The sequence below is a fragment of the Rhodococcoides sp. S146-33 genome (assembly GCF_059489205.1).
This window is the reverse complement of record NZ_JCAJWY010000003.1, coordinates 423,740-449,994: the sequence shown is the minus strand read 5'-3', so window position 1 is coordinate 449,994 and position 26,255 is coordinate 423,740. Positions and strand designations below refer to the sequence as shown.

The window sequence follows — 26,255 nt, the reverse complement described above, 5'->3', positions numbered from 1 at the left end:
AGGAATTACGTGACGGACAACCCCTCAAGCCTGGGGAATTACGTGACCGCTGACACATGAATCCATATTATTCTGCCCCACAAGAGTTTTCGTCCATGGAGGTGCATGGCAATCCATGCCCATCTGTACCGAGATGTGTCACTCTCGTGTCAACGAGAACAAACGGCAGGACGCACCCGGATCAGTGCGGTCCCTCCCGTATCTACGTGGACCCGGTGTCCGATCTGGTGAACACCTCAATCCTCTGGGCGGATCTGATGAGGCCAACATCTGCGTCAACGAACTCCACCGCTGCCCTTCTCATGGATACGGCAAGGATTTGTAGCCCTGGATCGGGACAGTCCCTTGGTCGGATACCGGGATCAAAGATAGTGTCGACGCTTCACAGCGAAACTCCCCCGTGTACTCGAAGCCATCGCATTCCCGGGCCCCGGGTTCGGTCTATTCCCTTGTACTCGGCCATGTCGAACGGAAGATCCTCCAACACGTGATGCAAGCGCTCGGCCCACTGCGGAACCGTCGAAATTTCACGGAACGACAACAGATAGGTGCGGATCAAAAACATGATTGCGTTCGAGTTGGGAAGGCGGACAAGGTGTTGCACTTCTGTGCGTAGGAACAACCGATCGCCGACCTCTTCCAGCGGCCCCTCTGCAATGCCCTGCCGATCTTTGCCCCATTGCAGATAGGTCTCGGTAGAGGTATCCAGCTTTCCATCGACTGTCAACGTCCAGTTCGTACGCCGGTAACTTTGCCCGGATTCGAGTTTCATCAGAAAGTTGTGCGCACGGGTGACGATGTTCTCGGTGTGCACTCGCGGGACCGGGCCATGGATCTCGAGGAAGCTCATCCCTGTATCGAAGCCGAACGACCAGTCAGCAGCAAAGGTGACCACACCTGCATCACCCCACAATTGATCCTCGCGCTGATCGAGTAGGACGATGTCCTCCTGAATCTGACTGCAGATGTACTGCAAGGGTGGTGTCGGCAATGTGGAGTCGTCTCCTACCACAAATTGCTGGTCGACACCGAGAAGCGAGTTTCGCCAGCGCCATTCGCTTCCTATCCTGTCCAACGACATCGATTCGGGGTAGTCACGCGCGAGGTCTCGCATCAGTGTCAGCATGCAGTCCCATGCTGCCGGTGCCATGTGTGGCAAGCATTGATACCGGGATGGATCCTTCTCGAGAATGGAACTTCGGAGGGCGATTTCGGTGCAATAGTTTTCGTCGATCACCACCCTCTGCTCGCCCCAACTTCCCACTGCGGTTCGTTGGTCATTGCCCGATGGTTCGATGTTGGTGCTGTAGCGATAGCGGTCCTGCGAGAAAGGGAATGGGTATCGCTTCACTGCTGCGCTGTAACCAATGGTCCGAGATGTCATGTCAGAGCTCCAATTCCAGTAAGTCGCCGACCGATCTGGATACACAGGGCATGATCGACTCGCCCGCAGCCTTTTCTTGCTCGGTCAGGAACAGATCGCGGTGGTCTATTCGACCTCCACGGACGGCCAACCGGCACTCACCGCACACACCCTGCCTACAGAGGTTCGGGACGTCGATCCCCTTGTCCAGCAGCGCCTCGAGTAGTGACACGTCGGATTCGACCGGAACGAGCATCCCCGAACGCCCCAGCTTCGCGGCGAATGGCCGCCCAGGTGCGAATGGTCCCGACCCGAAGGCCTCGGAATGAACGCGTTGCCTGGGCCAACCAGCAGTGTGGGCCAAACCTGCGACTGTATCGATCATCGACAGGGGCCCGCACGAATAGAGGTGCGTACCCAGAGGCTGATCTGACAGCGAGGTCACCAGCAGTGTCCGCAGCTCGGTTGCCGATGTGACAATCGTCAAGCGTTCACCGCAGAGATCCCTCATCTGGTCGACGTGGGCACCATGCCCGGTGCGGAAGACGTAGAACACCTCGAACGAACGGTCCCACTCGAGTGCGGCGCGAACATGAGACAAGATCGGCGTAATTCCGATGCCGCCGGCGACGAACACATGATGGCGTGCGGTCAACACCGGTGCGAATGCACTTCGCGGGTGCCCCGCGCTGACAACGTCGCCGATGGTCAAATTGTGCATCCAGCGAGATCCACCACTGCCCGACGGATCGAGCCTGACCGAGATCGAGTATCGGTCCGGCTCGACCGACGGGCCCGTCAGTGAATAAGAATTCCTTCGGCCAGCAGACCACTCCACAGAAAGATTGCTGCCCGGAGTGAACGAAGGAAGCGCCACATCGTCGGCCGACTCGAATGACACCTCTCGAATGTCGGAACACAGTAGACGCGTGTCTACGACACGGAGATACATCGAGTTGCGCTGCCCATCAGCGGTCGGTCGCCGCTCGTTTCGACCGTTCATTCGATCCCCTCCGCATCGGCCGCGAAGCCGAGGTAAGCGCCGTGCCGTCGTGAATAGTGGTAATAGACGGTCAGATTTGTCGAACACCCAGAGCATGCAACGGTCGCATCGACAGCCGACTCCGTGACAGTAGTTTCGTGACAGTGAGCGCAAAACACATGTCGGAAACGAGTGGACTCGAGGTCCGGCTCCTCCGTGACCAACATCAGCACTTCTGCCGCGATAGCCCCGCTCCGCAGCAACTCCGCACGTATACGTCCGGCCGTCGCCTCCGCTGCCACAACCAGAAAACGCCATCCGACTCGTGCGTCGAGGAGAACGTCCCCCAACCGCCTCTGCTCTGAATTCCCGAACTGTTCCACCCGCACCATGTGGGTCGAGATCGCGGACTGCCTGGCCACCAGTCGATCTACGTCATGCTCGCTCACTGTGGAGTCTGCAATCACGACGAGACGGCTCATGGACATTTCGGTAAGGCTCGAGTCGAGCTTCGCGACGTCCGAATTCCACTGCGGGACACTGGTCGTTCGCATACTCACGACCACGATTGCTAGGGCGCAAACGATCGGTGGCCGACGAAGTAGGCCAACGCCCGGTCCGGCGTCGAGAACAAAATTCGTGATCCCTTCGGGAAGAAGATTGCATCGTGTTTCCTGGCGATGACCACCTGGCCTGTAGCCGGGTTCTCCAATCTGAACTCACCTTCGAGCACAACCTTCATCTCGTCGTACTCGTAGAAGTAGTCGAGAACCCGATCCGTACGTTCCAGGGCGAAATATCCGGCCGACATCTCCGAGCCGTCCGGGTTGGCGAAAACGTCGTCGATGAAACCCTTGGTGCCGGGGTAATCGGCAACAGGCATCTGAGGAAGAGACTCGTGAAACCCGGACGTGACCCGGAACGGGATCATGGATGTTTTGTCGGTCTGGACCATTGGTTTTACTCCCTTTGTCAAAGATTGGTGCGTCGCGCTTACGTTAGGTTGCGGATATTGTCAGTGGACGTTGCGTACTATTATGAAACCACGAAAATCTGTTACAACGGCGTTTCAACCACTTCGATCGTGTGAATAAAGCCGAGATCGATCCCGTAGATGGACCACGGAAGTCTACTGACAGTTAACCCACGCTAAACTGGGTACGTGACCTCGAAGGAACAACCGACCCATCGCGACACCGGCGATCCAGCGCCCGTTCAACGGGAAGTCCCCGGCGACGCTGCGACCGGTCCTGACCTGGAACGGGTGATCGCCAACCAGGTCCGCACACTGCGCCGGGCAACCGGACTGTCAGTGGGAGACATGGCCACGAAAGTCGGTATTTCCAAGGCGATGTTGTCGAAGATCGAGAACGCGCAGACCTCGTGCAGCCTGAACACTCTCGCGCGCCTCGCGGCCGGCCTGGACGTTCCGGTGACGTCTCTGTTTCGTGGTGCGGACTCAGCCCGTGAGGCCGTGTATGTGGAAGCAGGCCACGGTGCTGTGATCGTCGGTCGCGGCACGCGCATCGGACACCACTACGAATTACTGGGTTCACTTCGGGGACAACACAAAAGGCTGGAGCCGGTTCTCGTCACACTGACGGATTCCAGCGAGGTCTTTCCTCTGTTCCAGCACGCGGGGACGGAAATGCTGTACATGCTCGAGGGCGTCATGATCTACGGACATGGAGAATCCGAATACACGCTGCGGCCAGGTGATTCGTTGCTTCTCGACGGCGAGGGACTGCATGGACCGCATGATCTGGTGCGGCTACCGATCCGTTTCCTGGCAATCACCGCCTATCCGGACACGCACACGGAGTAAGACGATGTGGTGTGTTCGCCCGCTACGAACGAACACACCACATCGGGCGGCGGCTCGGAGCCCTCAAGCTTTGGCCGAGTCCTCGACGGTTGCCGACTGCGTGATTTCTTCTGCCGTCGCGACGGCATCTGCGCCGGCGACCGCCCGCCCAACCGGGCTGTGTGCGTCGAGAACGTAAGCAGTCTCTCCGTGCACTGCCACGTCGACGCCTTCCTGCTCGACATCCCGAGCAACGCGGATGCCGGAGATTATGGACATCACGGCGGCAATGACCCATGTGACGAAGAAGCTATACGCAAGAACTGCCACCACCGCCACAACCTGACGCCACACGAGGTCGAACCCGCCACCGTAGAACAACCCTGCCACACCATTCGGTGCGGACTCGGTTGCCAACAGGCCGACCAGCACGGTGCCGAGAATGCCACCGACCATATGAACACCGACCACGTCCAGAGCGTCGTCATAGCCGAGCCGGTATTTCAGCGACACGGCCAGGCAGCAGACTGCGCCGGCGAGGCCACCGACAAGGAGCGCTCCGACAGGTGAGACAGCCCCACATGCCGGGGTGATGGCGACCAGTGCAGCGACCAGACCCGACGACGCGCCTAGTGACGTCGCGTGGCCTCTGCGTAACTTTTCGGTGATCAGCCACGCGACGATTCCCGCACAGGCGGCGGCAACGGTGTTCAGCACGACGACCGCTGCACTGTTGTTCGCGGCCAGGGCCGACCCGCCGTTGAAGCCGAACCAACCGAAGAACAGTATCCCGGACCCGAGCATCGTCAGTGGAAGACTGTGTGGCCTAGGGGGATTGGAGAAAGAGGTACGACGACCGAGCACCAGCACCAGTGCGAGTGCGCCGACACCGGCATTGATATGCACTGCTGTGCCGCCCGCGAAGTCGACAGCGCCGAGCTTGTTGGCAATCCAGCCACCGGTGATCGTCCCGTCCTCCGAATCGAACGCGAACACCCAGTGCGCGACGGGAAAGTACACCAACGTCGCCCACAGACCGGCAAACACCATCCAAGATCCGAACTTCATCCGGTCCGCCACGGCCCCGGAGATCAAGGCGACGGTGATGCCCGCGAACAGAAGTTGAAACGCAGACACCAGCGCGGGTGGGAGGCCCGGTTCGGCTGGTGCGTCGAGCAGCATGTTCGAGCCTAAGAACTCCACCGGGTTGCCGAGTATCCCCGCCCCGCCGATGGAGTTCCCGAGCACCGCGGAGTAACCGAACAGGATCCACAGGACGCCGACGACCGCGAATGCCCCGAACGTCATCATCGCCATGTTGAGCGTGCTCTTGATACTCACCATGCCGCCGTAGAAGAGCGCCAGACCGGGCACCATCAGTGCTACGGCCGCGAACGCTGCGAGCAACCACGCCGTATCTGCTGCCGCCACTGCTTCGTTCATGGGAATTCACCTTTGTCTCTGAGGATGTCCGTCGGATGTCATGAGATGATTCTCGTCAGTAACTTTTGTACACGGACAGTAAACCTAGATTCATGTAGCGCGCGAACGGCCGTGCGTGAAATGTATGTAAATACGAAGGAGACCATGACCTCCCACCAAACCCTCCTCATTCAGCCATCCGAGCTACCACACACCCCGTGGAAGAACGGCGCGGGAACGACTGTCGAGATCGCCGCCGGTCCTGAGTCCGACGGAATTCCTTTGTGGCGGTTCAGCATTGCGACCCTATCCAACCGAAGTACGCGATTCTCGCCCTTCGACGGCATGGACCGCGTTTTCACCATCATCGGCGGCGCGTGGGTCCATCTCGATTTCTCGGCGGAGTCCCGCGAGGTGCTGCCGTGGAAGCCTGTTCGGTTCCCAGGCGCGGACGGACCCCTCTGCAGGCCGAGTGCAGCAACGAGTGCATTCAATGCGATGGTCGACAGTAGGCGCGCCGCGGTCGAAGTGGAACTGCACGACCTCGAATCAGCATCCATCAGGACAAGTGCACACCACACCACCCTTGCGCTCGTTCGGTCCGGACGGGCCGTGGCCGGCACGGTGGTCGCGACAATGGGCGAATGCCTGTTGGCCAGGGAGTGCGGAGCCTTGTGGACAGGCGACGCCACCATTTTGATTGCTCGCGTGACCGCAGTGGCGACGAAGTAGTTCACGGCCTGCTGATGCCGGTGTAACTTCGACGTCACAGAACTGCTGTTTCATATTGGAAGACCACGATTCACAGCAAGAAACAGCGCGGTAGACGGACCAGAACCGGTTTCGCGCCACCTCGCCCTCTCGGAGGAAAAACACGTGACAGATTCAGCCACATTCTTGATCATCGGGGGTGGCCTCGAAGGACTGGCCATCGCCTATTCCCTCGCCGAGCGCGGCGAGACCGACATCCTCGTCGTCGAGCGAGACACCCTGTGCTCCGGCATGACAGGTAAGTCCAGCGGAGTCGTCCGCTGCCATTACGGCACGCCGTCGCTCGCCGCTATGAGCTGGTACGGCGTCGACATCTTCACGCGGGCGACAGAATTGTTCGACGACGACATGGCGTTCCGTCAGTGCGGATACGTCGTCGGCGTCGGCGAGAACAACATCAAACCACTCGAAGCCAACATCGCCATGATGCAATCACTCGGCATCGCAACGGAATTCATCGCCCACGACAAGATGGCCGAACTCTGGCCGGGGTTGCACCTCGACGACTTTGCTCTCTTCGCCTACGAACCCCTCGGCGGCCGCGGCGAGGCCTACATGGCCGGAATGGCATTCGCCGCGACCGCTCGAAAAATGGGCGTCAAGATCAGGCAGAGCACGCCGGTGGTCGGGTTGCTGCAGAACGACGCAGGCGCGGTCTACGGGGTCACACTGAAAGACGGTTCCGAAATTCACGCGGATCACGTCGTCCTCGCGACGGGCCCCTGGGCACCTGCGCTCGCCGCGAGCGTCGGGGTCGATCTGGACGTCAAAGCACAACGCGCTCAGTTGGTTTTGATCGACCAGGGTGTTCCGACGCCCGAGGTGCCGGTGCTGTCCGATCTCGCCGGCCTGCAGTACATCTGCCGCGAACCCAACGGGGAACTGCTGGTGGGTAACTCCGATCACCAGGCACCGGAGTACATCGACCCCGACAAGTACGTCAATCGGGCCGACGACGCCGCGATCGAGAAGAACATCATGAAGCTCGGACACCGGTTACCCGATATGCCCGACCCCCGCATCACCAGCTCCTACGTCGGTGCCTACGACGTCACCCCCGACTACAACCCCATCATCGGGCCCTCCCCCGTCGACGGTCTCTTCCTCGCGACCGGATTCTCCGGGCACGGGTTCAAGATCTCCCCGGCAGTCGGCAAGCTCGTTGCCGACCTGCTGATCGACGGTGAGACCACCTTGCCGAACGTGAACCCGCGGGACTTTCGATACTCGCGCTTCGCGGAAGGCGATCTGTTGTTCAGCCTCAATCCTTACGAGGGCGCAGGGGAAATGCGATGACGCTCACCGATACTCGAAGCGAAAAGGACACCGCGATGGCTGTCGATACCGCCGAAGCCGAACTACAGACCGAACATCGGGCTCCGACTCTGACGGAGGTCGCTCGCGCCAGCGGGACCACGTTCATCCTCGCACTGTTCGTGACCCTGTCCGGAAAACCATGTGCCAAGCTCGTTCCCATCCAGGCAGTCGGGCAATTGGAACAGGACGGCGTCGGATTCGCCGGATACGCAGCAGGCCATATGGGTCAGGAGCCCAAGGACTCCGACCTCGTTGCCATTCCGGACGTGTCGTCGTTCACCCCGATCCCGTTCATCAAGCCGGGTCTGGCGATCGTGCACTGCGATCCCCACGTCGAGGGCAAGCCGTGGCCGTATGCGCCTCGGGTCATCCTCAAGGAACAGCTGCGCAAGGCAGCCGAACTAGGTATGACGGTCAACGTCGGTGCCGAGATCGAGTACTTCCTCGTCAATCGCGTCGACGGCGAGCTCGTCACCGCCGACCGCGGCGACACCAGCAAGAACCCTTGTTACGACGCCCGCGACGTCACCCGGATGTACGACCACCTCACCGAGGTCGCCGATGCCATGAACACCCTCGGCTGGGGTAACTACGCCAACGATCACGAGGACGGCAACGGTCAGTTCGAGCAGAACTTCGACTACGCCGACGCCATGACCACCGCCGACCGCGTCATCACACTCCGGTACCTGCTGTCGGTCATCGCCGAGAAGCGCGGCATGCAAGCGACATTCATGCCCAAACCGTTCACCACGCGCACCGGTAGCGGACTGCACATGCACCTCTCGCTCTGGAATGATGCCGGACCGGTGTTCCCGGACTCGAGCGACGAGCAGGGCCTGGGCATCTCCCCCACCGCATACTCTTTCGTCGCGGGGATTCTCGAACATGCATGCGCGCTGCAGGGTCTGATCGCCCCGACAGTCAACTCATACAAGCGAACCGGCGCTACGGCCACAGCCAGCGGGGCAACGTGGTCGCCGCGGTTCGCCACCTACGGCGGCAACGACCGAACCCACTACCTCCGCATCCCGGACAAGAACCGCGTGGAGCTTCGCGGCGGAGACGGATCGGCCAACCCGTACCTCGCGGCGGCGGGCGCGATCGCTGCCGGGCTCGACGGTGTGAGGCGAAACCTGCACCCGGGCAAACCCGGAAGCGGAGACTCGCCCAGCGACATGCTTCCGATGACGCTGCTGCACGCAATGGACGCCTTCGAGGCCGACCAGGTCATGACCGGCGCACTCGATATCGCAGGACCGGGCGTCGCGGAGTACTTCGCCAGGACCAAACGCGAGGAGTTCTTCGCCTGGCACAACACCGTCAGTGCCTGGGAAATCGACCACTACCTCACCGCTTTCTAACACCGGCAACACTCGGAAAGGAACTTTCATGTGTGGAATCGTCGGGCTTCACCTCCGTGACGCCACGCTGTACCCCCAACTCGGTGCACTACTGACCGACATGCTCGACGCGATGTGCGATCGAGGCCCCGACTCGGCCGGTATGGCCGTCTACGGCGACCCTACCTGGTCACCGGAAGGCGAAGCGACTGTGTCGCTTCTCGATTCACCCATTGCCGCCGGTGAACTCGCCGACAAGGTCGGTGAGAAATTGGGTGTCACGGTCACCGGACTCGATCTGGAACCGACCATCGTTCTGCACGCACCGGCCGCTGCCGATGACATCACCGACGCGGTGCGCGAGGTGGTGCCCGAGGCTCGCATCATCGGATTCGGTGACGACCTCACTGTCCTCAAGGGCATGGGAAACCCCACCGACCTGGCCCACCGATTCGGGCTGCCTCAGGCCAGCGGCTGGCAAGGCGTCGCGCACACCCGCATGGCCACCGAATCCGCTGTTACAGCGGAGGGTTCGCATCCGTTCGCCGTCGGGCCCGATCAGTGCCTGGTGCACAACGGTTCGTTCTCCAATCACATGTCGATCAAGCACGATCTCGAACGCGAGGGCGTGAGCTTCGACAGCGAGAACGACACCGAAGTAGGTGCCCGCTTCGTGGCGAAGCAGCTCGCCGAAGGTGTGGATCTCGAGAAGGCACTGTTGATGCTCAACGAGACGTTCGACGGTTTCTATACCCTGCTCGTCTCCAACAGCGACTCGTTCGCTGTTGTACGCGACGCCATCTCCTGCAAGCCGGCGATCATCGCCGAGACCGATCGCTGGGTGGCCATGGCCTCCGAATACCGCGCTCTGGCGCACCTGCCAGGCATAGAGAACGCCCGAATCTTCGAGCCTGAACCGGAAGAGGTGTACGTATGGCACCGTCAGTGACCACAGAACAGATCGAGGCCGCCGCACCGAGCGAGGTGACGACCGTAGATCTGCAGACCTCGACCACCCGTGAGGTCAACGAACTCCTCAGCTCGCCCGACGCACCGACCGCGCTGACCATCACCAGGCCGCAGGGCGCACATGCTCTCGCCTGCGGTCTCGACGCCGAGCTCGACGTCACCATCGAAGGACACGTCGGTTACTACTGCGCCGGCATGAACCAGAAGGCCACCGTCACTGTCACCGGCAACGCCGGCGTCGGCGTCGCCGAGAACATGATGTCCGGACGAGTCCACATCAGAGGCGACGCATCCCAATCCGCTGGTGCCACCGCTCACGGCGGCCTACTTGTCATCGACGGCAATGCTGCCGCGCGATGCGGGATTTCGATGAAAGGCGTCGACATCGTCGTCGGCGGCAACATCGGTCACATGAGTGCATTCATGGGACAGGCCGGTCGTCTCGTCGTCTGTGGCAATGCCGGTGAGGCACTGGGTGATTCGATCTACGAGACTCGTATCTACGTCCGCGGAACCGTCGCGTCCCTCGGTGCGGACTGCATCAAGAAAGAGATGCGCGACGAACACCTGGCGGAATTGCAAGAACTACTCACTACCGCTGGGCTCGATTACAGTCCAACCGAATTCACCCGCTACGGCTCCGCCCGCCAGCTGTACAACTTCCACGTCGACAACGCCAGCGCGTACTAGGAGACTCGAGATGACTACCCCCAACACCCAGCCGCGCGAGTCTGCCACTTTCGACCGCGGCGTCATCGCCGAGATACAGCGCGCCGCAGAGACCGGTATCTACGACATTCGCGGATGGGGTGCCAAGCGCAAGCTCCCCCACTTCGACGACCTACTGTTCCTCGGTGCATCGATGTCGCGCTACCCCTTGGAGGGATACCGCGAGAAGTGCGACACCGACGTGGTTCTCGGTGACACCCACGCCAAGTTCCCGCTTCACTTGGATATTCCGATCACGATCGCGGGCATGAGCTTCGGCGCACTGTCCGGCCAGGCCAAGGAAGCTCTCGGCCGCGGGGCCAGCGAAGTCGGCACGTCCACCACCACCGGCGACGGAGGTATGACGCCCGAGGAGCGTGGTCAGTCCAAAAACCTGGTGTACCAGTATCTTCCGTCGCGCTATGGCATGAACCCGGACGATCTGCGCAAAGCCGACGCCATCGAGATCGTTCTCGGCCAGGGTGCCAAGCCAGGTGGTGGCGGCATGCTCCTGGGCCAGAAGATCACCGAGCGCGTGGCCGGGATGCGTACGTTGCCGATGGGCGTCGACCAGCGCTCGGCCTGCCGCCACCCCGACTGGACCGGGCCCGATGATCTCGCGATCAAGATCATCGAACTACGTGAGATCACCAACTGGGAGAAACCGATCTACATCAAGGTCGGTGCCACCCGTACCTATTACGACGTCAAACTCGCGGTGAAGGCAGGCGCTGACGTAGTGGTCGTCGACGGCATGCAGGGCGGCACCGCGGCCACCCAGGACGTGTTCATCGAGCACGTCGGCATCCCGACTCTCGCGGCGATCCCCCAGGCAGTGCAGGCGCTCCAGGAGATGGGAGTGCACCGCAAGGTGCAGTTGATCGTGTCCGGCGGAATCCGCTCCGGTGCCGATGTCGCCAAGGCCATGGCGCTCGGTGCCGATGCCGTTGCCATCGGTACGGCAGCACTGATTGCGCTCGGAGACAACAGTCCTCGCTACCAGAAGCAGTACGAGGAACTCGGCACGTCCGCCGGCTTCTACGACGATTTCCAAGCCGGGCGCGACCCCGCGGGCATCACCACCCAGGATCCGGAATTGTCCAAGAACCTCGACCCCGTCGAAGGCGGACGACGCCTGGCCAACTACCTGCGCGTCCTGACGATGGAAGCTCAGACCCTGGCCCGTGCGTGCGGCAAGTCGCATCTGCGCAACCTCGAACCCGAGGACCTCGTCGCACTCACCGTCGAGGCGTCGGCAATGGCGCGCGTTCCACTGGCCGGCACCAACTGGATTCCCGGCCGCTACTGACTCCCCCTTCGTTACCCGAGAGGACAACATCGCACCATGACGGCCTTCGACAGCCTCTGGAAATCCATACTCGACGTCGGACAGCATCATTCGACGCGCGGCTATCGTCGCTTCGCCTGGGGTGAGGCTGATCTGACACTGCGCGAATGGTTCCGAAGCGAGGCTACTTCGCGAAGCATGGACGTCGAAGAAGATCGCAACGGCAACCTGTGGGCGTGGTGGATGCCCACAGGTTGGGTCGGCGAACCGACGGGAGCGTTCGTCACCGGTTCGCATCTGGACTCCGTACCCGATGGCGGCGCATTCGACGGTCCACTCGGTGTCGTCTCGGCATTCGCGGCCATCGATATCCTGAGAGAACGCGGCATCGAGCCCGCCATACCGATCGCCGTCACCGCATTCTCCGACGAAGAGGGTGCCAGGTTCGGGGTGGCCTGCGTCGGTAGCCAATTGACCACCGGGGCACTGACACCCGAGCGGGCACTCGGATTGAGGGACGCCGACGGCATCACACTCGCCGAGGCAATGACGACGGCCGGTCGCACACCCGAACACATCGGTGCCGATCACTCGCTCGTCGATCGCGTCGGAGTCTACGTCGAATTACACGTCGAACAGGGTCGGGCACTCGATCTGGTCGACAAGCCCATCGCCGTCGCGTCATCGATTTGGCCGCATGGCCGGTGGGAGTTCACGTTCACCGGGGAAGCGAACCACGCGGGCGCGACGAGACTGGTGGACCGTCGAGATCCGATGCTTGCTTTCGCGTCGTCGGTGCACAGCGCAAGGGAGGCGGCCACAGCGCACGGGGCTGTGGCAACGTTCGGAAAAGTGCACGTACTTCCGAACGGAGCAAATGCCATCCCGTCTCAGATCAAGGCATGGCTCGACGCTCGTGCCGCGGACGAAGGGACACTGAGCACTCTCGTCGCTGCCATCGAGGCCGAAGCGCGTGCCCACTCGTCGACCGACCGAATAGAGTTGAACGTGTTCGCCGAGTCCATCACGCCCATCGTCGAATTCCCGGCGGGGCCGAGAGAGAAGCTCCGACGCGCATTGGCTCATCTCGGGGACGTTCCGGTCATTCCCACCGCCGCCGGACACGACGCCGGAATTCTCTCCGCCAAGGTCCCGACGGCAATGTTGTTCGTACGCAATCCCACCGGCGTCTCTCACTCGCCCGACGAGTTCGCCGAACCCGACGACTGCAATGTCGGCGTGCAGGCACTCGCCGACGTCATGGCCGACTGGGTGCAGCACTGAGTACCCTGCGCGCTCACTCCCCATGAGACTGAGTGGGAGACATCGACCGGCAGCTCACAGCAACTGCCTCTCACTTCGGAAAGCCCGCCGCCCGCCGCGCGAGGGCGATCATCCTGCCCGAGGAGGAATGACTACTCTCGCAACTGGAGCAGATGTCGGAGAAGTCGCATAGCGCGGTCGATCGCGTCTTGATCGTCGACGACGCTCTGTCGTCGAACGAGCCCTTCCATTGCCGCCGCGACCAGTACTACCAAATCGGCATCGTCTATCCCAGCAGCGAGCAACTGCTTACGTACGGCTGTCTCGAAATCCAGAATCATGCGCTCGGCAAGTGGTTTGAGCTCGGGCCTACGACGAGCCTCGTTGAGCATCTCGCGTTGGAACGCAATGACGCCGTCCCCGTCGTCCGCAACCTTACGAAGGTGCGAGCCGACCGCATCGATTCCGCGTGAGTGGGAACCCTCGGCATCGCGAAGTCCACGTTGCACGGCGTAGTGCATGCTCGCTTCCATTAAGGCCTGGCGCGATCCGAAGTGGTGCGCGATCAGGCTGTGCGGGAGACCGGCCTCTGCGGCTACGGCGCGGTACGTCATTCCCCTCAAGCCGTGCTTGGAGATGACGCGAATCGCGCTACGGATGAGGGCCTCTCGGGCACCGACATGTCGAAAAGGTCCGTCGGCTTCATCCATGACGATATCGTGCCATCGATCTCCGATCCGCCTGCGATCCACTTCTCATCGAGCTGTCGGATCCTTCGATGCAAAGCACGTTGAGCCTTGTGTTACTCCACGGCAGCGGCCAGGTGTTCGATCGTGGCCGGGTCGGCGGACGCCTTCGTTGTTCCTGGGTTCAACCCAATCCTCACGATCCGACAGGATCTTCGACGTTGGACGGGGTCGGGGCGTCCGGTTCGACCAGTCGTATCAGAGCACGAAGCTTGTCCATGCCTCTGTCCGTGGCATCACCGTCTCCGGTCACGGTCTGCCTCTGAACCAAACCATCCATCGTGGCGGCGACGAGAAGTTCCAGATCGGTGTCGTGCCATCCACGCGATCGCAACTGCTCCCCCACTGCCTGCTCGTACCCGGCAATCAGCCGGTGAGCCAGTGGCAGCAGCTCGGGACGACGACGCGCCTCGGCGATCATCTCTTGCTGGAAAGCAAGCGTGGCCTCGGCGTCCTCGGCAACATCGCGGAGGTGAGAACCGATCTCGGTGAGGTCGTCGGCCGTCGCAGCTGTCGAGGTCGCGTCCGACAAGCTGCGTGTCGCGGCATAGTCCATCGTCGCCTCGATCAATGCGGCTCGCGAGCCGAAGTGGAACGCAATCAAACCGTGAGACAGGTCGGACTCCTTTGCGACAGCCCGATAGGTCATTCCCCGTAAACCATCACGTGCGATTACTCGAACAGCTGCCCGTATCAGCGCTTCCCGCGCGTTGACCGGCTCATCTCCCTCGCGCCGCCCAGTGAAAATCATGAGCTCATGATCGCACTACGGTCGACGGACAATGACGTGGACGGTGTTCGACGATCCCGATGGACCCGAACGGCGACTCCGAGTCCAACGGAGACCTCACCCGGCATGGGTTATCGGACGCGCTTTATCTGGGTTGCGCTGAGAGCTCCCGCCACCGCGATTATTGCCCCGGTGACGAACAGTGAGTCGTAGCCACCGAACGTCGCAATCAAGAATGCCGCCACGATCGAGCTGAGGGCCTGCGGCAGCGCGGTGGCCAGGTTGAGAATTCCCAGATCCTTCGCCGCCGCGCCGCTCGCGTCGGGCAAGACCTGGGTCACGATCACGATATCGCTGGTGAGATACATGCCGAACCCGATACTCGTGAGGACGACCATGAGGTACTGCCCTTCCAACGTGGGCCATACCAGCTGCGACGCGTATCCGAGAATGGTGAAGACGCAGGACAGATAGAGAAAGATCTTGCGCCGGCCCAGCTTGTCTGCGAGCCATCCAGTCGCGTATGAGGCGAGTACACCCGGGGCTAGCGCTACGATCGCCAGCAGGCCGATCTCCACGTTCGCGTCGTCCAGACTCAGTCCGATGAAGTCGGTCAAGATGAAAAATTGAAAGTTGAACACGACGAAGTAAGCCAAGATGTAGAAGAAGCGCGAGACGAAGGCCCAGGCGAAGTCCTGGTGTCGGACCGGATTGATCCAGAAGCCCGCGATCACCGTTCGCCAACTCGCCTGTGGCACAACCATGTCGAGACTCGAGCTGTCACGTGCGGCAAACGCGAAGAAGAGCAGTGCTGCCGCCACGACCAGACCTAGCGTCACATACGCCGTGCCCAGATCGGTTGCCAGCATTCCCGCGCCGAACACGCCCGCTGCGTATCCCGCGTTCAGTCCGAGACCGATCCAGGCCGATATCCAACCGCGCTTGTCCAAGGGGTAACGGTCCGCAACGATCGCCTGCAGAGGAGCTCCGAAGAGGGCCATACCCAGCTGTACGACGCAGGCGAGAACCAGGATGGCGAACACCGAGTTCACGACCGCCAGCGCCAACAGAGAGGCTGCCATCAGGAGACCACCTGCGACGATGAACGGTAACCGTCGCCCGAAGCGACTTCGGGTGCGGTCGCTGATCGCACCCACCACGGGCTGACCGATAACTCCCATCACCAAGGAGATGGACGAGATCAAGGCCAGATTGGTCACCTTGTTGTCTGCGTCGAGCGCTGTCAGCTGATTGGGCAGAAGCACGGTGGTGAACCCCAACCCCGCTGCGATGACCCCGAGGTTGTAGAGCCCGACGGCCGGCGCGAGGATTCGGGTGGCAGGTCTGGAGATCGGTGAACCGGTGTCCCCGTGCGGAGCACTAGGTGGACGCCCGGCAGTCACATTCGAGGTCTCGGACATTGTGGATCCTCTCGTAGTCGACGACGCCAGTGCGGCGAGAAGCGCTGGAGAGCACTTTAGGACCCATCGCCCAAAATTGTCGTCCAAATGGATAAGAAACTTTCCAAATGGATAGTAGGGTCGAACATCAACAACCCTGTTACGACCGTCAGGACGAGATCGATGCTTGCTGAATTCCAGGACCCTGTCATGGTCATCGCTACCTCGGTGTCGGCCGCTACCCGAGGAGCCCTCGATGGAGACTGAGGTAGCCGCGTTCACTCCGAATGCGCAGCACCGGTGGCGAGCCGAGTGGATGACCGCGCCGGGTGCCCCGACAGTGGATGGGTCCATTGCCGGCCTCGACGGCGTGCCGCTCACCGGCGAGTATCAGGTCGTCGACTTTCGACACGACTTTCGACTGGACGAAGTGCCTGCCTCGGGACTACTGCGCGTCGCCTCGGACAGCCGCCACATCGTGTGGCTGAACGGTGCCGAAGTAGCCCGCGGTCCAGTTCGATCACAACCGGGTCGACTTCTCGCCGACGTGGTCGATGTGACCTCGTTCCTCAACCGCGGACTGAACAGAATTGCCGTCACGGTCACCTACTTCGGAACCGCGAACGCCATCTGGATGCCAGCAGTCGCTACGGGCGGACTCGGAACAACGGCAGCCCTTCTGCTGGAACTGCAAACAGGTGATAGCGGCTCACTCGAGGTTCGCTCCGGAGACTCATGGAGAGTTCGGGAGCGTTTCGGCGCAAGCCGAGCAGAGCGCAGCGACGTCGAAGGACTACCCCCGGAGATCCAGGACGGCAGAGCTGTTCATTCGCGATGGACGGAGCCCGACATCGACGACGAATCGGTGTGGGGGTGGTCTGACATCCTTGCCGTAGGTCATCTGGCTGGCGCGGCCCGCGCATGTCCACCCGCAGACCCCTACGGTCCAGTGGCCGACAGCCTCCTCGCACACCCCTTCGAATGCGTCCGACTACCCGTTTCTCGAAGGTGGCTGAGCCACGGCCACACGGGGACTCACGATTCAGCCGCGGACCACCCGAGTCGAGCGGTTCGTCGGAAGCTTGCCGCCGATCAACCGTCCGGGACCGCCGGCCGAAAGATTCTCGAAGTGGACTTCGGCCGGATAGTTGCTGGAATCATCGAGATCGAGATCGAAGCACCGGCGGGCACCGTGTGCAATTTCGACCTCCGCGAGAACCCGATCGAACGCCAGGACGAGCCACTACACGGCCTTCGATACATCTGCCGTGGACATGACGACAAGTTCATTTCGAGTGAGTCTCACGGTCTCCGTTACCTACTGCTCGACGCAGGCGACACGCAGTTCGAAATCCCCTCTCTTCGTGTCCGCGAACGCCTGCATCCCAGGGTCGGCGGCGCGAGGTTCACAAGTTCCGATCCCGACCTCGATGCCTTGTGGACGGCGGGCGTACGCACGGTCGAGGTGAACAGCCAAGATGCTTACTTGGACTGCCCTACCCGAGAGCAACGAGCGTGGGTCGGCGATGGCGTCGTACATCTGGAGGTCGACCTCTACACCAATGCGGATCTGAGTCTGGCCGAACGCTATCTCGAATTGGCAGCCTCGCCGCGCGCTGATGGGCTCCTTCCGATGAGCGTAGGCGGGGACGTGGAAGCCGCCGCTGGGACAACAGCTCCGGCGTGGTCCCTGCATTGGATTCACGCCGTGTCGCTGTACGTCGAGCACCGCGGAGTCACCGAACAAATCGAGTCGTACCTTCCGGTCATGGAACGAATTCTTCGGTGGTTCACCCCCTACCTAGGACCCGACGGCGTGCTCAGCGACGTGCCCGGCTGGACCTTCGTCGACTGGTCTTCGGTGTACACCGATGGCCGCAGCAGTATTCTCACCGGACTGTGGGCTCGAGCTCTCGAAGACCACATCTACGTCGCGCGCGCATGCGGAGACGAGCGATCAGCGGGGTGGGCGAAAGTGCAATACGACCGCGTCCGTGCAGGATTCGAGGTGTTCTGGGATTCACGCCGCGGGATCTATCTCGATCGACCGAACGACGGTTCACGTCGATCCCGCTCTGCATCCCAGTTGGCGTCTGCCGGTGCGATCGTGTCAGGACTGGCACCGAAGAGCCGATGGGCTGCAATCGCCAAGAAGATCGCCGATCCAGCCGTACTCACCCGACGCTCGTGGATCGGGCACCCAGAACTCGGCTTCGACCCGACTGCCATCGAAGAATGGAACCAGCGGGCACCGGAACCCGACTGGGACGTCGACGCACAGATCGTACGTGCACAACCATTCGGTTCTGCGGTAGTGCACGACGCCCTGGCTCGAGCAGGGTGCATCCCCGAGCTGGTTCGCGCGGTTCGCGACTGGCGAGAGTTCCTGCACGACGGGTACGACACCTTCGGCGAAGGGTGGGGGTGGGGCACCGCTGTGCACGGATGGAGCAGTGCGCCAACACGTGACCTCGTCAAACACGTTCTCGGTGCGCAACCGGTCGGCGATTCCGGGAGGACGTGGCAACTTGCGCCATCGCTCGGCGGGCTAGAGGATCTATCCGCAACTGTGATCACACGAAACGGTCCACTGCTGATCGATATTTCGGGCCGAGAGATGCGGATCGAGTCACCGGTGCGCCTGCTGGTTCGTTCCGACGACGGCTTCGACTCGTTGGCTCCGGGGACCCACCGCGTTCTGCGTCGTACACACGTATCGACGAACTCTCCTGCGAGGGGTCTGGATTGACATCGTCCGAAGCGCCGAAGCAAAGATCAGTCAGTAGCTGGGTGGCCGGTCGCTCTGTCGAACGCCGGATCCGGTCCGCGCCCCGAGGCCAGAGCGCGGGATGAGCGGCGTACGACCAATTCCGGTGCGAACAGCACCTGTTCGTGTGCGTGATCGGCATCCTCCTCTTCGCGCACCAGCAACATCGCCGCTGTACGGCCGATCTTTTTCCGTGGCTGTCGGACCGAACTCAGTGGAACGGCGGCTGCGGCGGCGAACTCGATGTCGTCGTAGCCGACGATTGCCATATCGTCCGGCACACCGACTCCGGCGCTCACACACTCCTGCAAGAAACCCAGCGCCAGAAGATCGTTGGCGCAGAACACCGCTGTGGGACGAGTCCGCGACGGGAGGCCGAGTAACCGTTCGGCGGCCGACTTACCTCCCGACACGGTCAGAGCGCCGGTATCCACCTTCGTCAGGCCCACCTCCGGTAGACCCGACCGGGCGAAAGCACGCTCTGCCCCGATCCAACGATCGTTGACCTGACCCATGGTCAACGGGCCCCCGAGGAACGCAATTCTCCTGTGGCCCATCTCGAGAAGGTGCTCCACCGCAAGGTCGCCCCCCAGCACGTCGTCGACGGACACCGAACAGTGGGTCCCGGCTCGTCGAGTCCGGTCGACGATGACCACCGGTGTTCCCCTACGAGGCAATTCGTCGAGAATGTCGGCATCGGGATCGGATGGGGTAATCAGAATCCCTTGCACTCGCTGTTGTTCGAGGTGGGTCAGATATGTCCGCTCTCGATCGGGACGATTGTCGCTATTGCACAGGAGCAGAGTCAGGCCGTTGAGCTCGACCTCGTGCTCGATCCCCTGCGCCACGTCCGCAAAGAACGGATTGGTGCCGTCGAGCATGATGTACCCGACGGTTCGCGACCGGCCGGCGCGCAGTTGGCGGGCAGATTCGTTACGGACGAATCCGAGTTGCTCGATAGCGGAGTGCACTCGCGCCCGGGTCTTGGCGCTGACCGTATCCGGCCGATTCAGGACGTTGGAGACGGTGCCCATCGATACTCCGGCTACCTCGGCGACGTCGCGGACGCCGACGGAACGGTTGTCGGAGCTGCGCCGCTCGATGGTCATATTCCTCCACTTTTGAACCGTTCAATTCCTGCGAGGTTACCTCATCGGCGCACCACGGTGAGAGCTTCTCGACGGATGCGGCGGTAACCCCGCCACGAAGAGGGATTGACGTACCCGAACCGTTGCATTTACAGTCGACGAATTAATGAAACGTTTCAATCCAACCGAGCGAAGCTCACGATGAGCTCGGAGAGCACCCCCCAGCCGGCTTGCAGTCGCCCGGCCAGCACCGAGGAGCAAGTTCAGTGACCAGACCTCTGACCGACAGCGCGTCGGCCGTTCTCGATGCCCTTGCCATCGAACTACCGTCGTGGGCGTTCGGAAACTCCGGTACCCGATTCAAGGTCTTCGGAACGCCCGGAACACCGCGCACGATCGAAGAGAAGATCGCCGACGCAGCCACCGTCCACCGGATGACCGGACTGGCTCCGGCTGTTGCACTGCACATTCCATGGGACCTGGTCGATGACTTCGGCGCACTGAAGACGTATGCCGCCGAGCTCGGCGTGCAGTTGGGGACGGTCAACTCCAACACCTTCCAGGATGACGACTACAAGTTCGGCAGCCTCACGCACACCGACAAAGCAGTGCGGCAGAAGGCAATAGACCATCACATGCGCTGCCTCGAGATCATGTCGGACATCGGATCGCGAGATTTGAAGGTGTGGCTGGCCGATGGCACGAATTACCCAGGGCAGGGCGATATCCGCGGTCGTCAGGACCGGCTTGCCGAGTCGCTGTCGGCAATCTATGAGCACGTCGGTGCCGAACAACGACTGGTGTTGGAATACAAGTTCTTCGAGCCCGCCTTCTACGTCACCGACGTCCCGGATTGGGGAACGTCGTACGCGCACACGGTCGCTCTCGGCGAGCGTGCTGCAGTCTGCCTCGACACCGGCCACCACGCGCCGGGAACCAATATCGAATTCATCGTCGCCCAGCTACTACGCCTCGGAAAGCTCGGATCGTTCGACTTCAACTCTCGTTTCTACGCCGACGACGACCTCATCGTCGGGGCTGCCGATCCGTTCCAACTGTTCCGTATCATGTTCGAGGTCATTCGCGGCGGCGGACTCGCCCCGTCCTCCGCGCTGGCCCTGATGCTCGATCAATGCCACAACGTGGAAGCGAAGATCCCCGGCCAGATTCGCTCGGTTCTCAATGTCCAGGAGATGACGCTGCGTGCCGCTCTTGTGGACAACGGAGCTCTGACCGCGGCGCAGGAGTCCGGAGACGTGCTCGGTGCCAACGGCATCTTCATGGACGCCTTCTACACCGACGTCCGCCCCTTCCTTGCCGAGTGGCGCGAACGTCGCGGTCTGCCCGCAGATCCGATGCGGGCGTTCGCCGACTCGGGCTACCAGCAGAAGATCGAGACCGACCGCGTCGGCGGAACCCAAACCTCCTGGGGAGCATGACCGATGACCAACGATCAGGAAGTGACAACCATGAACCCGACCGTCGAAGCGCTGCTGGCCCGATCCAATCGTCTGGGCTCGGACCCCAGCAACACGAACTACGCCGGCGGGAACACCTCGGCCAAAGGCACCGACACCGACCCGGTGACCGGCTCCGACGTCGAACTGATGTGGGTCAAGGGATCCGGTGGCGATCTCGGCACTCTCACCGAGAACGGCCTGGCCGTGTTGCGCCTGGATCGTCTCCGTTCACTGGTCGATGTCTACCCGGGTATCGACCGTGAAGACGAGATGGTCGCCGCATTCGACTACACACTGCACGGCAGGGGCGGCGCAGCACCGTCCATCGACACCGCCATGCACGGACTGGTCGACGCCCCACACGTCGACCATCTACACCCGGACTCCGGCATCGCGATCGCCACAGCGGCCGACGGCCCGGAGCTGACGCGCACGATCTACGGCGACACCGTGGTGTGGGTTCCCTGGCGTCGCCCCGGATTTCAACTCGGACTTGACATCTCGGCAATCAAAGCCGCCAATCCGCAAGCAATCGGATGCATCCTCGGCGGCCACGGCATCACCGCCTGGGGAAACACCTCCGAGGAGTCGGAGGCAAATTCGCTGGAGATCATCCGCGCCGCACAGACCTACCTCGCCGAACACGGTCGTTCGGAGCCGTTCGGTCCGGCAATGAACGGGTACGCAGCCCTGCCGGAGGCCGAACGCCGGGCCAAAGCCGCAGCGTTGGCACCGCACATCCGCGGCCTGGCCTCGATGGACGAGCCGAAGGTCGGCCACTTCACGGATTCGGATGTGGTGCTGGACTTCCTGGCCGCAACCGAGCATCCGCGACTGGCCGCCTTGGGAACCAGCTGCCCGGACCACTTCCTGCGCACCAAGGTCACGCCACTCGTTCTCGATCTGCCCGCCGACGCCTCGATCGAACAGTCGGTGGAACGTCTGCAGACCCTGCACGAGGAATACCGCAAGGACTATCGCTCGTACTACGAGCGGTACGCGACCGAGGACTCCCCTGCGATGCGCGGTGCGGATCCGGCAATCGTGCTCGTTCCCGGCGTGGGCATGTTCAGCTTCGGGGCCAACAAACAGACCGCACGCGTGGCGGGCGAGTTCTACGTCAACGCCATCAACGTCATGCGCGGTGCCGAATCGGTCTCCACGTACAGCCCGATCGACGAGTCCGAGAAGTTCGACATCGAGTACTGGGCGCTCGAGGAAGCCAAGCTCGCTCGGATGCCGAAGCCGAAACCTCTCGCCACTCGCATCGCACTGGTGACGGGCGCGGCCTCGGGCATCGGCAAGGCCATCGCTCACCGTCTCGCGGCGGAAGGCGCATGCGTCGTCATTGCCGACCTCGACGCGCAGAAAGCCGCCGACGTGGCCGCCGAGATCGGCAGCACCGACGTAGCTATCGGTGTGCGCGCCGACGTCACCGACGAGGCCGCGGTGCAGGCCGCTGTCGACGCCACGGTCCTGGCCTTCGGCGGGATCGACCTCGTCGTGAACAACGCCGGACTCTCACTGTCCAAACCGCTTCTCGAGACGACCGTCGCCGACTGGGATCTGCAGCACGACGTCATGGCGCGGGGGTCGTTCCTCGTCTCACGTGCAGCGGCGGCGGCATTGATCGCGCAGAAGATGGGCGGCGACATTCTGTACATCTCCTCCAAGAACTCGGTGTTCGCCGGGCCCAACAACATCGCGTACTCCGCCACCAAGGCAGATCAGGCGCATCAGGTGCGACTTCTCGCTGCCGAACTCGGCGAACACGGCGTGAAAGTGAACGGCATCAACCCGGACGGAGTCGTCCAAGGATCCGGCATCTTCGCCGCAGGCTGGGGTGCCTCGCGCGCCGCGGTCTACGGCGTCGACGAAGCCGATCTCGGAAAGTTCTATGCACAGAGAACTCTGCTGAAGCGAGAAGTGTTGCCCGAGAACATCGCCAATGCCGCGTTCGCACTGTGTACCTCCGACTTCTCGCACACCACAGGTCTGCACGTACCCGTCGACGCGGGTGTCGCGGCCGCATTCCTGAGATGAGTACGGCACAGGTCGCCGCTGTCGACCTCGGCGCGACGAGCGGTCGCGTCGTGGTCGGTACGGTCGGCACCGACACATCCGGGCGCGACGTCCTCGAACTCGACGTCGTCGCGCGGTTCCCGAACGAACCGCTCAGATTGTGGAACGGAACGCGGGCAGCTCTGCACACGGACGTGCCCGCCCTGTTCGGTCACGTCCGCCGAGGACTCGACGACGCAGTACGCGCCGGCGAGAACCTGGTCAGTATCGGCGTCGATTCCTGGGCAGTGGACTACGGGCTGCTGCGCGCCGGTCGATTGCTCGGGCTTCCGCACCACTACCGCGACGAGCGGTCCGAACGCGGGGTCGAGCTGGTGGAGTCGGTGGTCGGGCGCGCGGAGTTGTTCATGCGCAACGGTTTACAGTTCCTACCCTTCAACACCATCTACCAGCTGGCGGTGGACCGAGCCGACGGTCTGCTCGAACCCGCCGACCGACTACTGCTGATACCGGACCTCATCTCGTACTGGCTGACCGGCCGCGAGACAACCGAACGCACGAATGCGTCGACCACGGGTGTGTTCGGTACAGACGGAGCGCTCGATAGAGCACTGCTCGACCGACTCGGCATCGGTACATCACTGTTCGCACCGAGCGTCGATCCGGGGTCGATTCTGGGTGGCGTCCTTCCGGGTGTCCTCGATGTCGGTACGAGCGCCGCGGTGACTGCAGTCGGTTCGCACGACACCGCATCGGCGGTCGCTGCGGTGCCGATGGACCCCGATTCGGCGGTCTACATCTCGTGCGGAACCTGGGGGCTGGTCGGTGCCGAAACACGGTCACCCGTAGTCAATGCCCACGTGCAGGACGCCGGCTTCACCAACGAGGCAGGCGTCGACGGACGAAACCGCTTGTTGCGCAATGTCATGGGACTGTGGCTGCTGTCCGAGACCGTTCGCGAATGGAGCCGAGCGGACGGCACGCAGGTCGACCTACCGGCCATGTTGGCCGCCGCTGCAGACTGCCCTGCTCCACCACACTCGTTCGATGCCGACGACCCGATCTTCTTGCCCCGCGGCGACATGCCGGAGCGAATTTGCACCTGGTACACCGACAGAGATCTGCGCGCACCGAACTCCCGCGCCGAGATGGTTCGCGCCATCGTCGAATCGCTCGCGTCGGCGTTCGCCCGCGCAGTGCACGACGCTGCATCGGTCGCCGGCATCACGGTTCGGCAAGTGCACCTCGTCGGCGGGGGCGCGCAGAACACACTGCTGTGCACCGCTCTTGCCGATCGACTCGGACTCGCCGTGGTAGCCGGTCCGATCGAAGCCACGGCATTGGGAAACGTTCTCGTACAAGCGCGAACGCACGCGCTGATCACAGGCGACCTGGACAGATTGCGACGTGCAGTCGCCACAACATTTCCACCCGTGTGGCACGCACCTGCATCCCGCCGCCAGCGACCATGAACATTCGACACATCGAACCGAACAGAACGTGGAGCTATGACGACAGACGGAATTGAAACCGGAAGGTCCTCGGACTCCACGTTTTCTCATGCTCTGACACCGGACGAAATCGTCGAATCCCTTTCCGGCTGTGCACACGTGGTTCTCGACGCTACGACCGTTGCCCCGTCGCATTTCTCCTCATGGGTCACCGATCGGGTCCCCTCGGAATGGTTTCGCATAGTTGCTTCGGCAGCCGGCGGTTCCCGACTGCGATTGACCACCTGCGCCCAGACGATTCGTTTGGTGGTCGCCCTCGAACGATTCTCTTTGGGCGACGACATTCCCTCAGCTGTATTCGTCGCCACCGACAGCAGCACGGAATGGGAACCGGTGGAATTAGGACCGGACTTCGGTCGAGCCGTGCGGGAGGACGAGGACGGGAATCTTCATACTGTCACCGGTCCGACTGCGATCGTCGAGTTGATCCGGCCTACGGAATCCGAGTCGGACGCAATCGATGTCTATCTTCCAGCGAGCGCGGCAGTGAGATTGATCAGCGTTTCGGCAGATGGCGCGGTCAGCCCGCGGACGACTCTGCCGGTGGCTCGGTGGCTGCACCACGGTAGCTCCATCAGTCAAGGTGGACATCTACTCGATCCGCGGCTGGCGTGGCCGGTAGCAGCGGCCGACGCACTCGGAGTCGAAGTTCTCAATGCCAGCCTGCCTGGCAACAGCCTGCTCGATCCATGCGTCGCGGAGGAACTGGCAAGTCTCGAAGCTGATGTCGTCTCTCTCGAACTCGGTATCAACGTAGTGAATTGGGATTCACACATCGAACGTACCTTCGTCCCTGCGCTTCACGGCTTTCTGGATCGTTTCCGCAGCAGTTCTCCCGACAGGCCCCTGATCCTGATTTCTCCGTTCTCGTGTTCTGTCTTCGAGCACAGCGCCGGTCCGATCGAGCTGGATGCGGCGGGCATCGCCAGCGCTGCAAAGACACCTCGAAAGGACGCACTCACGTTGAGCCGAGTGCGCGACTTGATAGCCACTGTGCTTGCCGTCAGAGATGAGCAAACCGTCCACTACATCGACGGACCAACGCTTTTCGGTCCGACAGACGAGGCCTTCCTCGAAGACAAGCTGCATCCCAATGCCGCGGGGACTGCGCTGATCGCGGACCGGTTCGTCGCGTCTGTTCGTGACAGCCGGACTCTTGCCCAGTACTTCACATCCCGAGTGCCTCCGACGATCACCTGGAACACGTACGGTGCCTGCCCGACGAATGCGTAGGGTCCTCGGCGCAACCGGGGTGCTCTACATCCAGCGGATAGCCGAGACCACCACCCGTCGACCGACGA

22 protein-coding genes are annotated in these 26,255 nt (G+C 62.1%); 13 read left to right on the top strand and 9 right to left on the bottom strand.

Translation table 11 applies throughout. From position 1 onward, the window contains the following. Positions 1–382: 382 nt before the first annotated feature. From AC5WEY_RS17810 to AC5WEY_RS17795, 4 genes are all read right to left on the bottom strand, one after another. A complete protein-coding gene (locus tag AC5WEY_RS17810; RefSeq protein WP_495646903.1) occupies positions 383–1,384 on the bottom strand; it encodes a heme-dependent oxidative N-demethylase family protein in 1,002 nt (333 codons plus the stop codon). A gap of 1 nt (position 1,385) precedes the next feature. Further along, the gene (locus AC5WEY_RS17805; RefSeq protein WP_495646927.1) at positions 1,386–2,315 is read right to left on the bottom strand and encodes a PDR/VanB family oxidoreductase; all 930 of its coding nucleotides are present in this window, start codon (positions 2,313–2,315) and stop codon (positions 1,386–1,388) included. 47 nt (positions 2,316–2,362) lie between these two features. After that, the gene (locus AC5WEY_RS17800) at positions 2,363–2,737 is read right to left on the bottom strand and encodes a dimethylamine monooxygenase subunit DmmA family protein (RefSeq protein ID WP_495646926.1); all 375 of its coding nucleotides are present in this window, start codon (positions 2,735–2,737) and stop codon (positions 2,363–2,365) included. Between the two features lie 179 nt (positions 2,738–2,916). Further along, positions 2,917–3,300 carry a cupin domain-containing protein gene (locus AC5WEY_RS17795; protein WP_495646902.1) on the bottom strand — a complete coding sequence of 128 codons (384 nt, stop codon included), beginning with the start codon at positions 3,298–3,300 and terminating at the stop codon, positions 2,917–2,919. Positions 3,301–3,507: 207 nt separating this feature from the next. On the opposite strand from AC5WEY_RS17795, the gene AC5WEY_RS17790 reads away from it, so the two are divergent. Beyond that, positions 3,508–4,170: a helix-turn-helix domain-containing protein gene (locus AC5WEY_RS17790; protein ID WP_495646901.1), complete on the top strand. Its 663-nt coding sequence runs from the start codon at positions 3,508–3,510 to the stop codon at positions 4,168–4,170. Positions 4,171–4,233: 63 nt separating this feature from the next. Here AC5WEY_RS17790 and AC5WEY_RS17785 read toward each other — a convergent pair whose 3' ends face one another. Further along, complete coding sequence (locus AC5WEY_RS17785; RefSeq protein WP_495646900.1) at positions 4,234–5,592, bottom strand: ammonium transporter; 1,359 nt, start codon at positions 5,590–5,592, stop codon at positions 4,234–4,236. A 144-nt stretch (positions 5,593–5,736) separates the two neighbouring features. Between AC5WEY_RS17785 and AC5WEY_RS17780 the strand changes: the two genes are divergently transcribed. From AC5WEY_RS17780 to AC5WEY_RS17750, 7 genes are all read left to right on the top strand, one after another. Further along, entirely contained in the window at positions 5,737–6,303 is a 567-nt protein-coding gene (locus tag AC5WEY_RS17780; RefSeq protein WP_495646899.1) for a HutD/Ves family protein, read from the top strand. 144 nt (positions 6,304–6,447) lie between these two features. Beyond that, a complete protein-coding gene (locus AC5WEY_RS17775) occupies positions 6,448–7,638 on the top strand; it encodes an NAD(P)/FAD-dependent oxidoreductase (protein WP_495646898.1) in 1,191 nt (396 codons plus the stop codon). Between the two features lie 35 nt (positions 7,639–7,673). Next, positions 7,674–9,023 carry a type III glutamate--ammonia ligase gene (glnT, locus tag AC5WEY_RS17770; protein ID WP_495646925.1) on the top strand — a complete coding sequence of 450 codons (1,350 nt, stop codon included), beginning with the start codon at positions 7,674–7,676 and terminating at the stop codon, positions 9,021–9,023. 28 nt (positions 9,024–9,051) lie between these two features. After that, positions 9,052–9,951 carry a class II glutamine amidotransferase gene (locus tag AC5WEY_RS17765; RefSeq protein ID WP_495646897.1) on the top strand — a complete coding sequence of 300 codons (900 nt, stop codon included), beginning with the start codon at positions 9,052–9,054 and terminating at the stop codon, positions 9,949–9,951. Then, the gene (locus AC5WEY_RS17760) at positions 9,936–10,661 is read left to right on the top strand and encodes a protein glxC (RefSeq protein WP_495646896.1); all 726 of its coding nucleotides are present in this window, start codon (positions 9,936–9,938) and stop codon (positions 10,659–10,661) included. The genes AC5WEY_RS17765 and AC5WEY_RS17760 overlap by 16 nt, the downstream gene beginning before the upstream one ends. A 10-nt stretch (positions 10,662–10,671) precedes the next feature. Then, the gene (locus AC5WEY_RS17755) at positions 10,672–11,988 is read left to right on the top strand and encodes an FMN-binding glutamate synthase family protein (RefSeq protein ID WP_495646895.1); all 1,317 of its coding nucleotides are present in this window, start codon (positions 10,672–10,674) and stop codon (positions 11,986–11,988) included. Positions 11,989–12,024: 36 nt separating this feature from the next. Further along, on the top strand, positions 12,025–13,251 hold the full coding sequence (locus AC5WEY_RS17750; protein WP_495646894.1) for an allantoate amidohydrolase: 1,227 nt from the start codon (positions 12,025–12,027) through the stop codon (positions 13,249–13,251). Between the two features lie 131 nt (positions 13,252–13,382). Here AC5WEY_RS17750 and AC5WEY_RS17745 read toward each other — a convergent pair whose 3' ends face one another. The 3 genes from AC5WEY_RS17745 to AC5WEY_RS17735 all read right to left on the bottom strand — a co-directional run bounded on the left by AC5WEY_RS17745 (position 13,383) and on the right by AC5WEY_RS17735 (position 16,127). Then, positions 13,383–13,940, bottom strand: coding sequence for a TetR/AcrR family transcriptional regulator (locus AC5WEY_RS17745; protein WP_495646893.1), 558 nt, complete (start codon positions 13,938–13,940; stop codon positions 13,383–13,385). A gap of 172 nt (positions 13,941–14,112) precedes the next feature. Further along, complete coding sequence (locus AC5WEY_RS17740) at positions 14,113–14,727, bottom strand: TetR/AcrR family transcriptional regulator (protein WP_495646892.1); 615 nt, start codon at positions 14,725–14,727, stop codon at positions 14,113–14,115. A 110-nt stretch (positions 14,728–14,837) separates the two neighbouring features. Continuing rightward, positions 14,838–16,127 (bottom strand): MFS transporter, encoded by a 1,290-nt coding sequence (locus AC5WEY_RS17735; protein WP_495646891.1) that lies wholly within the window; start codon positions 16,125–16,127, stop codon positions 14,838–14,840. 235 nt (positions 16,128–16,362) lie between these two features. On the opposite strand from AC5WEY_RS17735, the gene AC5WEY_RS17730 reads away from it, so the two are divergent. Continuing rightward, positions 16,363–18,855, top strand: coding sequence for an alpha-L-rhamnosidase-related protein (locus AC5WEY_RS17730; protein ID WP_495646890.1), 2,493 nt, complete (start codon positions 16,363–16,365; stop codon positions 18,853–18,855). A gap of 26 nt (positions 18,856–18,881) precedes the next feature. Here AC5WEY_RS17730 and AC5WEY_RS17725 read toward each other — a convergent pair whose 3' ends face one another. Beyond that, positions 18,882–19,982: a LacI family DNA-binding transcriptional regulator gene (locus AC5WEY_RS17725; protein WP_495646889.1), complete on the bottom strand. Its 1,101-nt coding sequence runs from the start codon at positions 19,980–19,982 to the stop codon at positions 18,882–18,884. Positions 19,983–20,227: 245 nt separating this feature from the next. On the opposite strand from AC5WEY_RS17725, the gene rhaI reads away from it, so the two are divergent. From rhaI to AC5WEY_RS17705, 4 genes are all read left to right on the top strand, one after another. Further along, the gene (rhaI, locus tag AC5WEY_RS17720; protein ID WP_495645692.1) at positions 20,228–21,400 is read left to right on the top strand and encodes an L-rhamnose isomerase; all 1,173 of its coding nucleotides are present in this window, start codon (positions 20,228–20,230) and stop codon (positions 21,398–21,400) included. Positions 21,401–21,403: 3 nt separating this feature from the next. Then, positions 21,404–23,464 carry a bifunctional aldolase/short-chain dehydrogenase gene (locus AC5WEY_RS17715; protein ID WP_495645691.1) on the top strand — a complete coding sequence of 687 codons (2,061 nt, stop codon included), beginning with the start codon at positions 21,404–21,406 and terminating at the stop codon, positions 23,462–23,464. Beyond that, positions 23,461–24,915, top strand: a complete 1,455-nt coding sequence (locus tag AC5WEY_RS17710) for a rhamnulokinase (RefSeq protein WP_495646888.1) — start codon at positions 23,461–23,463, stop codon at positions 24,913–24,915. The genes AC5WEY_RS17715 and AC5WEY_RS17710 overlap by 4 nt, the downstream gene beginning before the upstream one ends. A 285-nt stretch (positions 24,916–25,200) precedes the next feature. After that, the gene (locus tag AC5WEY_RS17705; RefSeq protein WP_495646887.1) at positions 25,201–26,187 is read left to right on the top strand and encodes a GDSL-type esterase/lipase family protein; all 987 of its coding nucleotides are present in this window, start codon (positions 25,201–25,203) and stop codon (positions 26,185–26,187) included. The last annotated feature ends 68 nt before the right edge of the window (positions 26,188–26,255 follow it).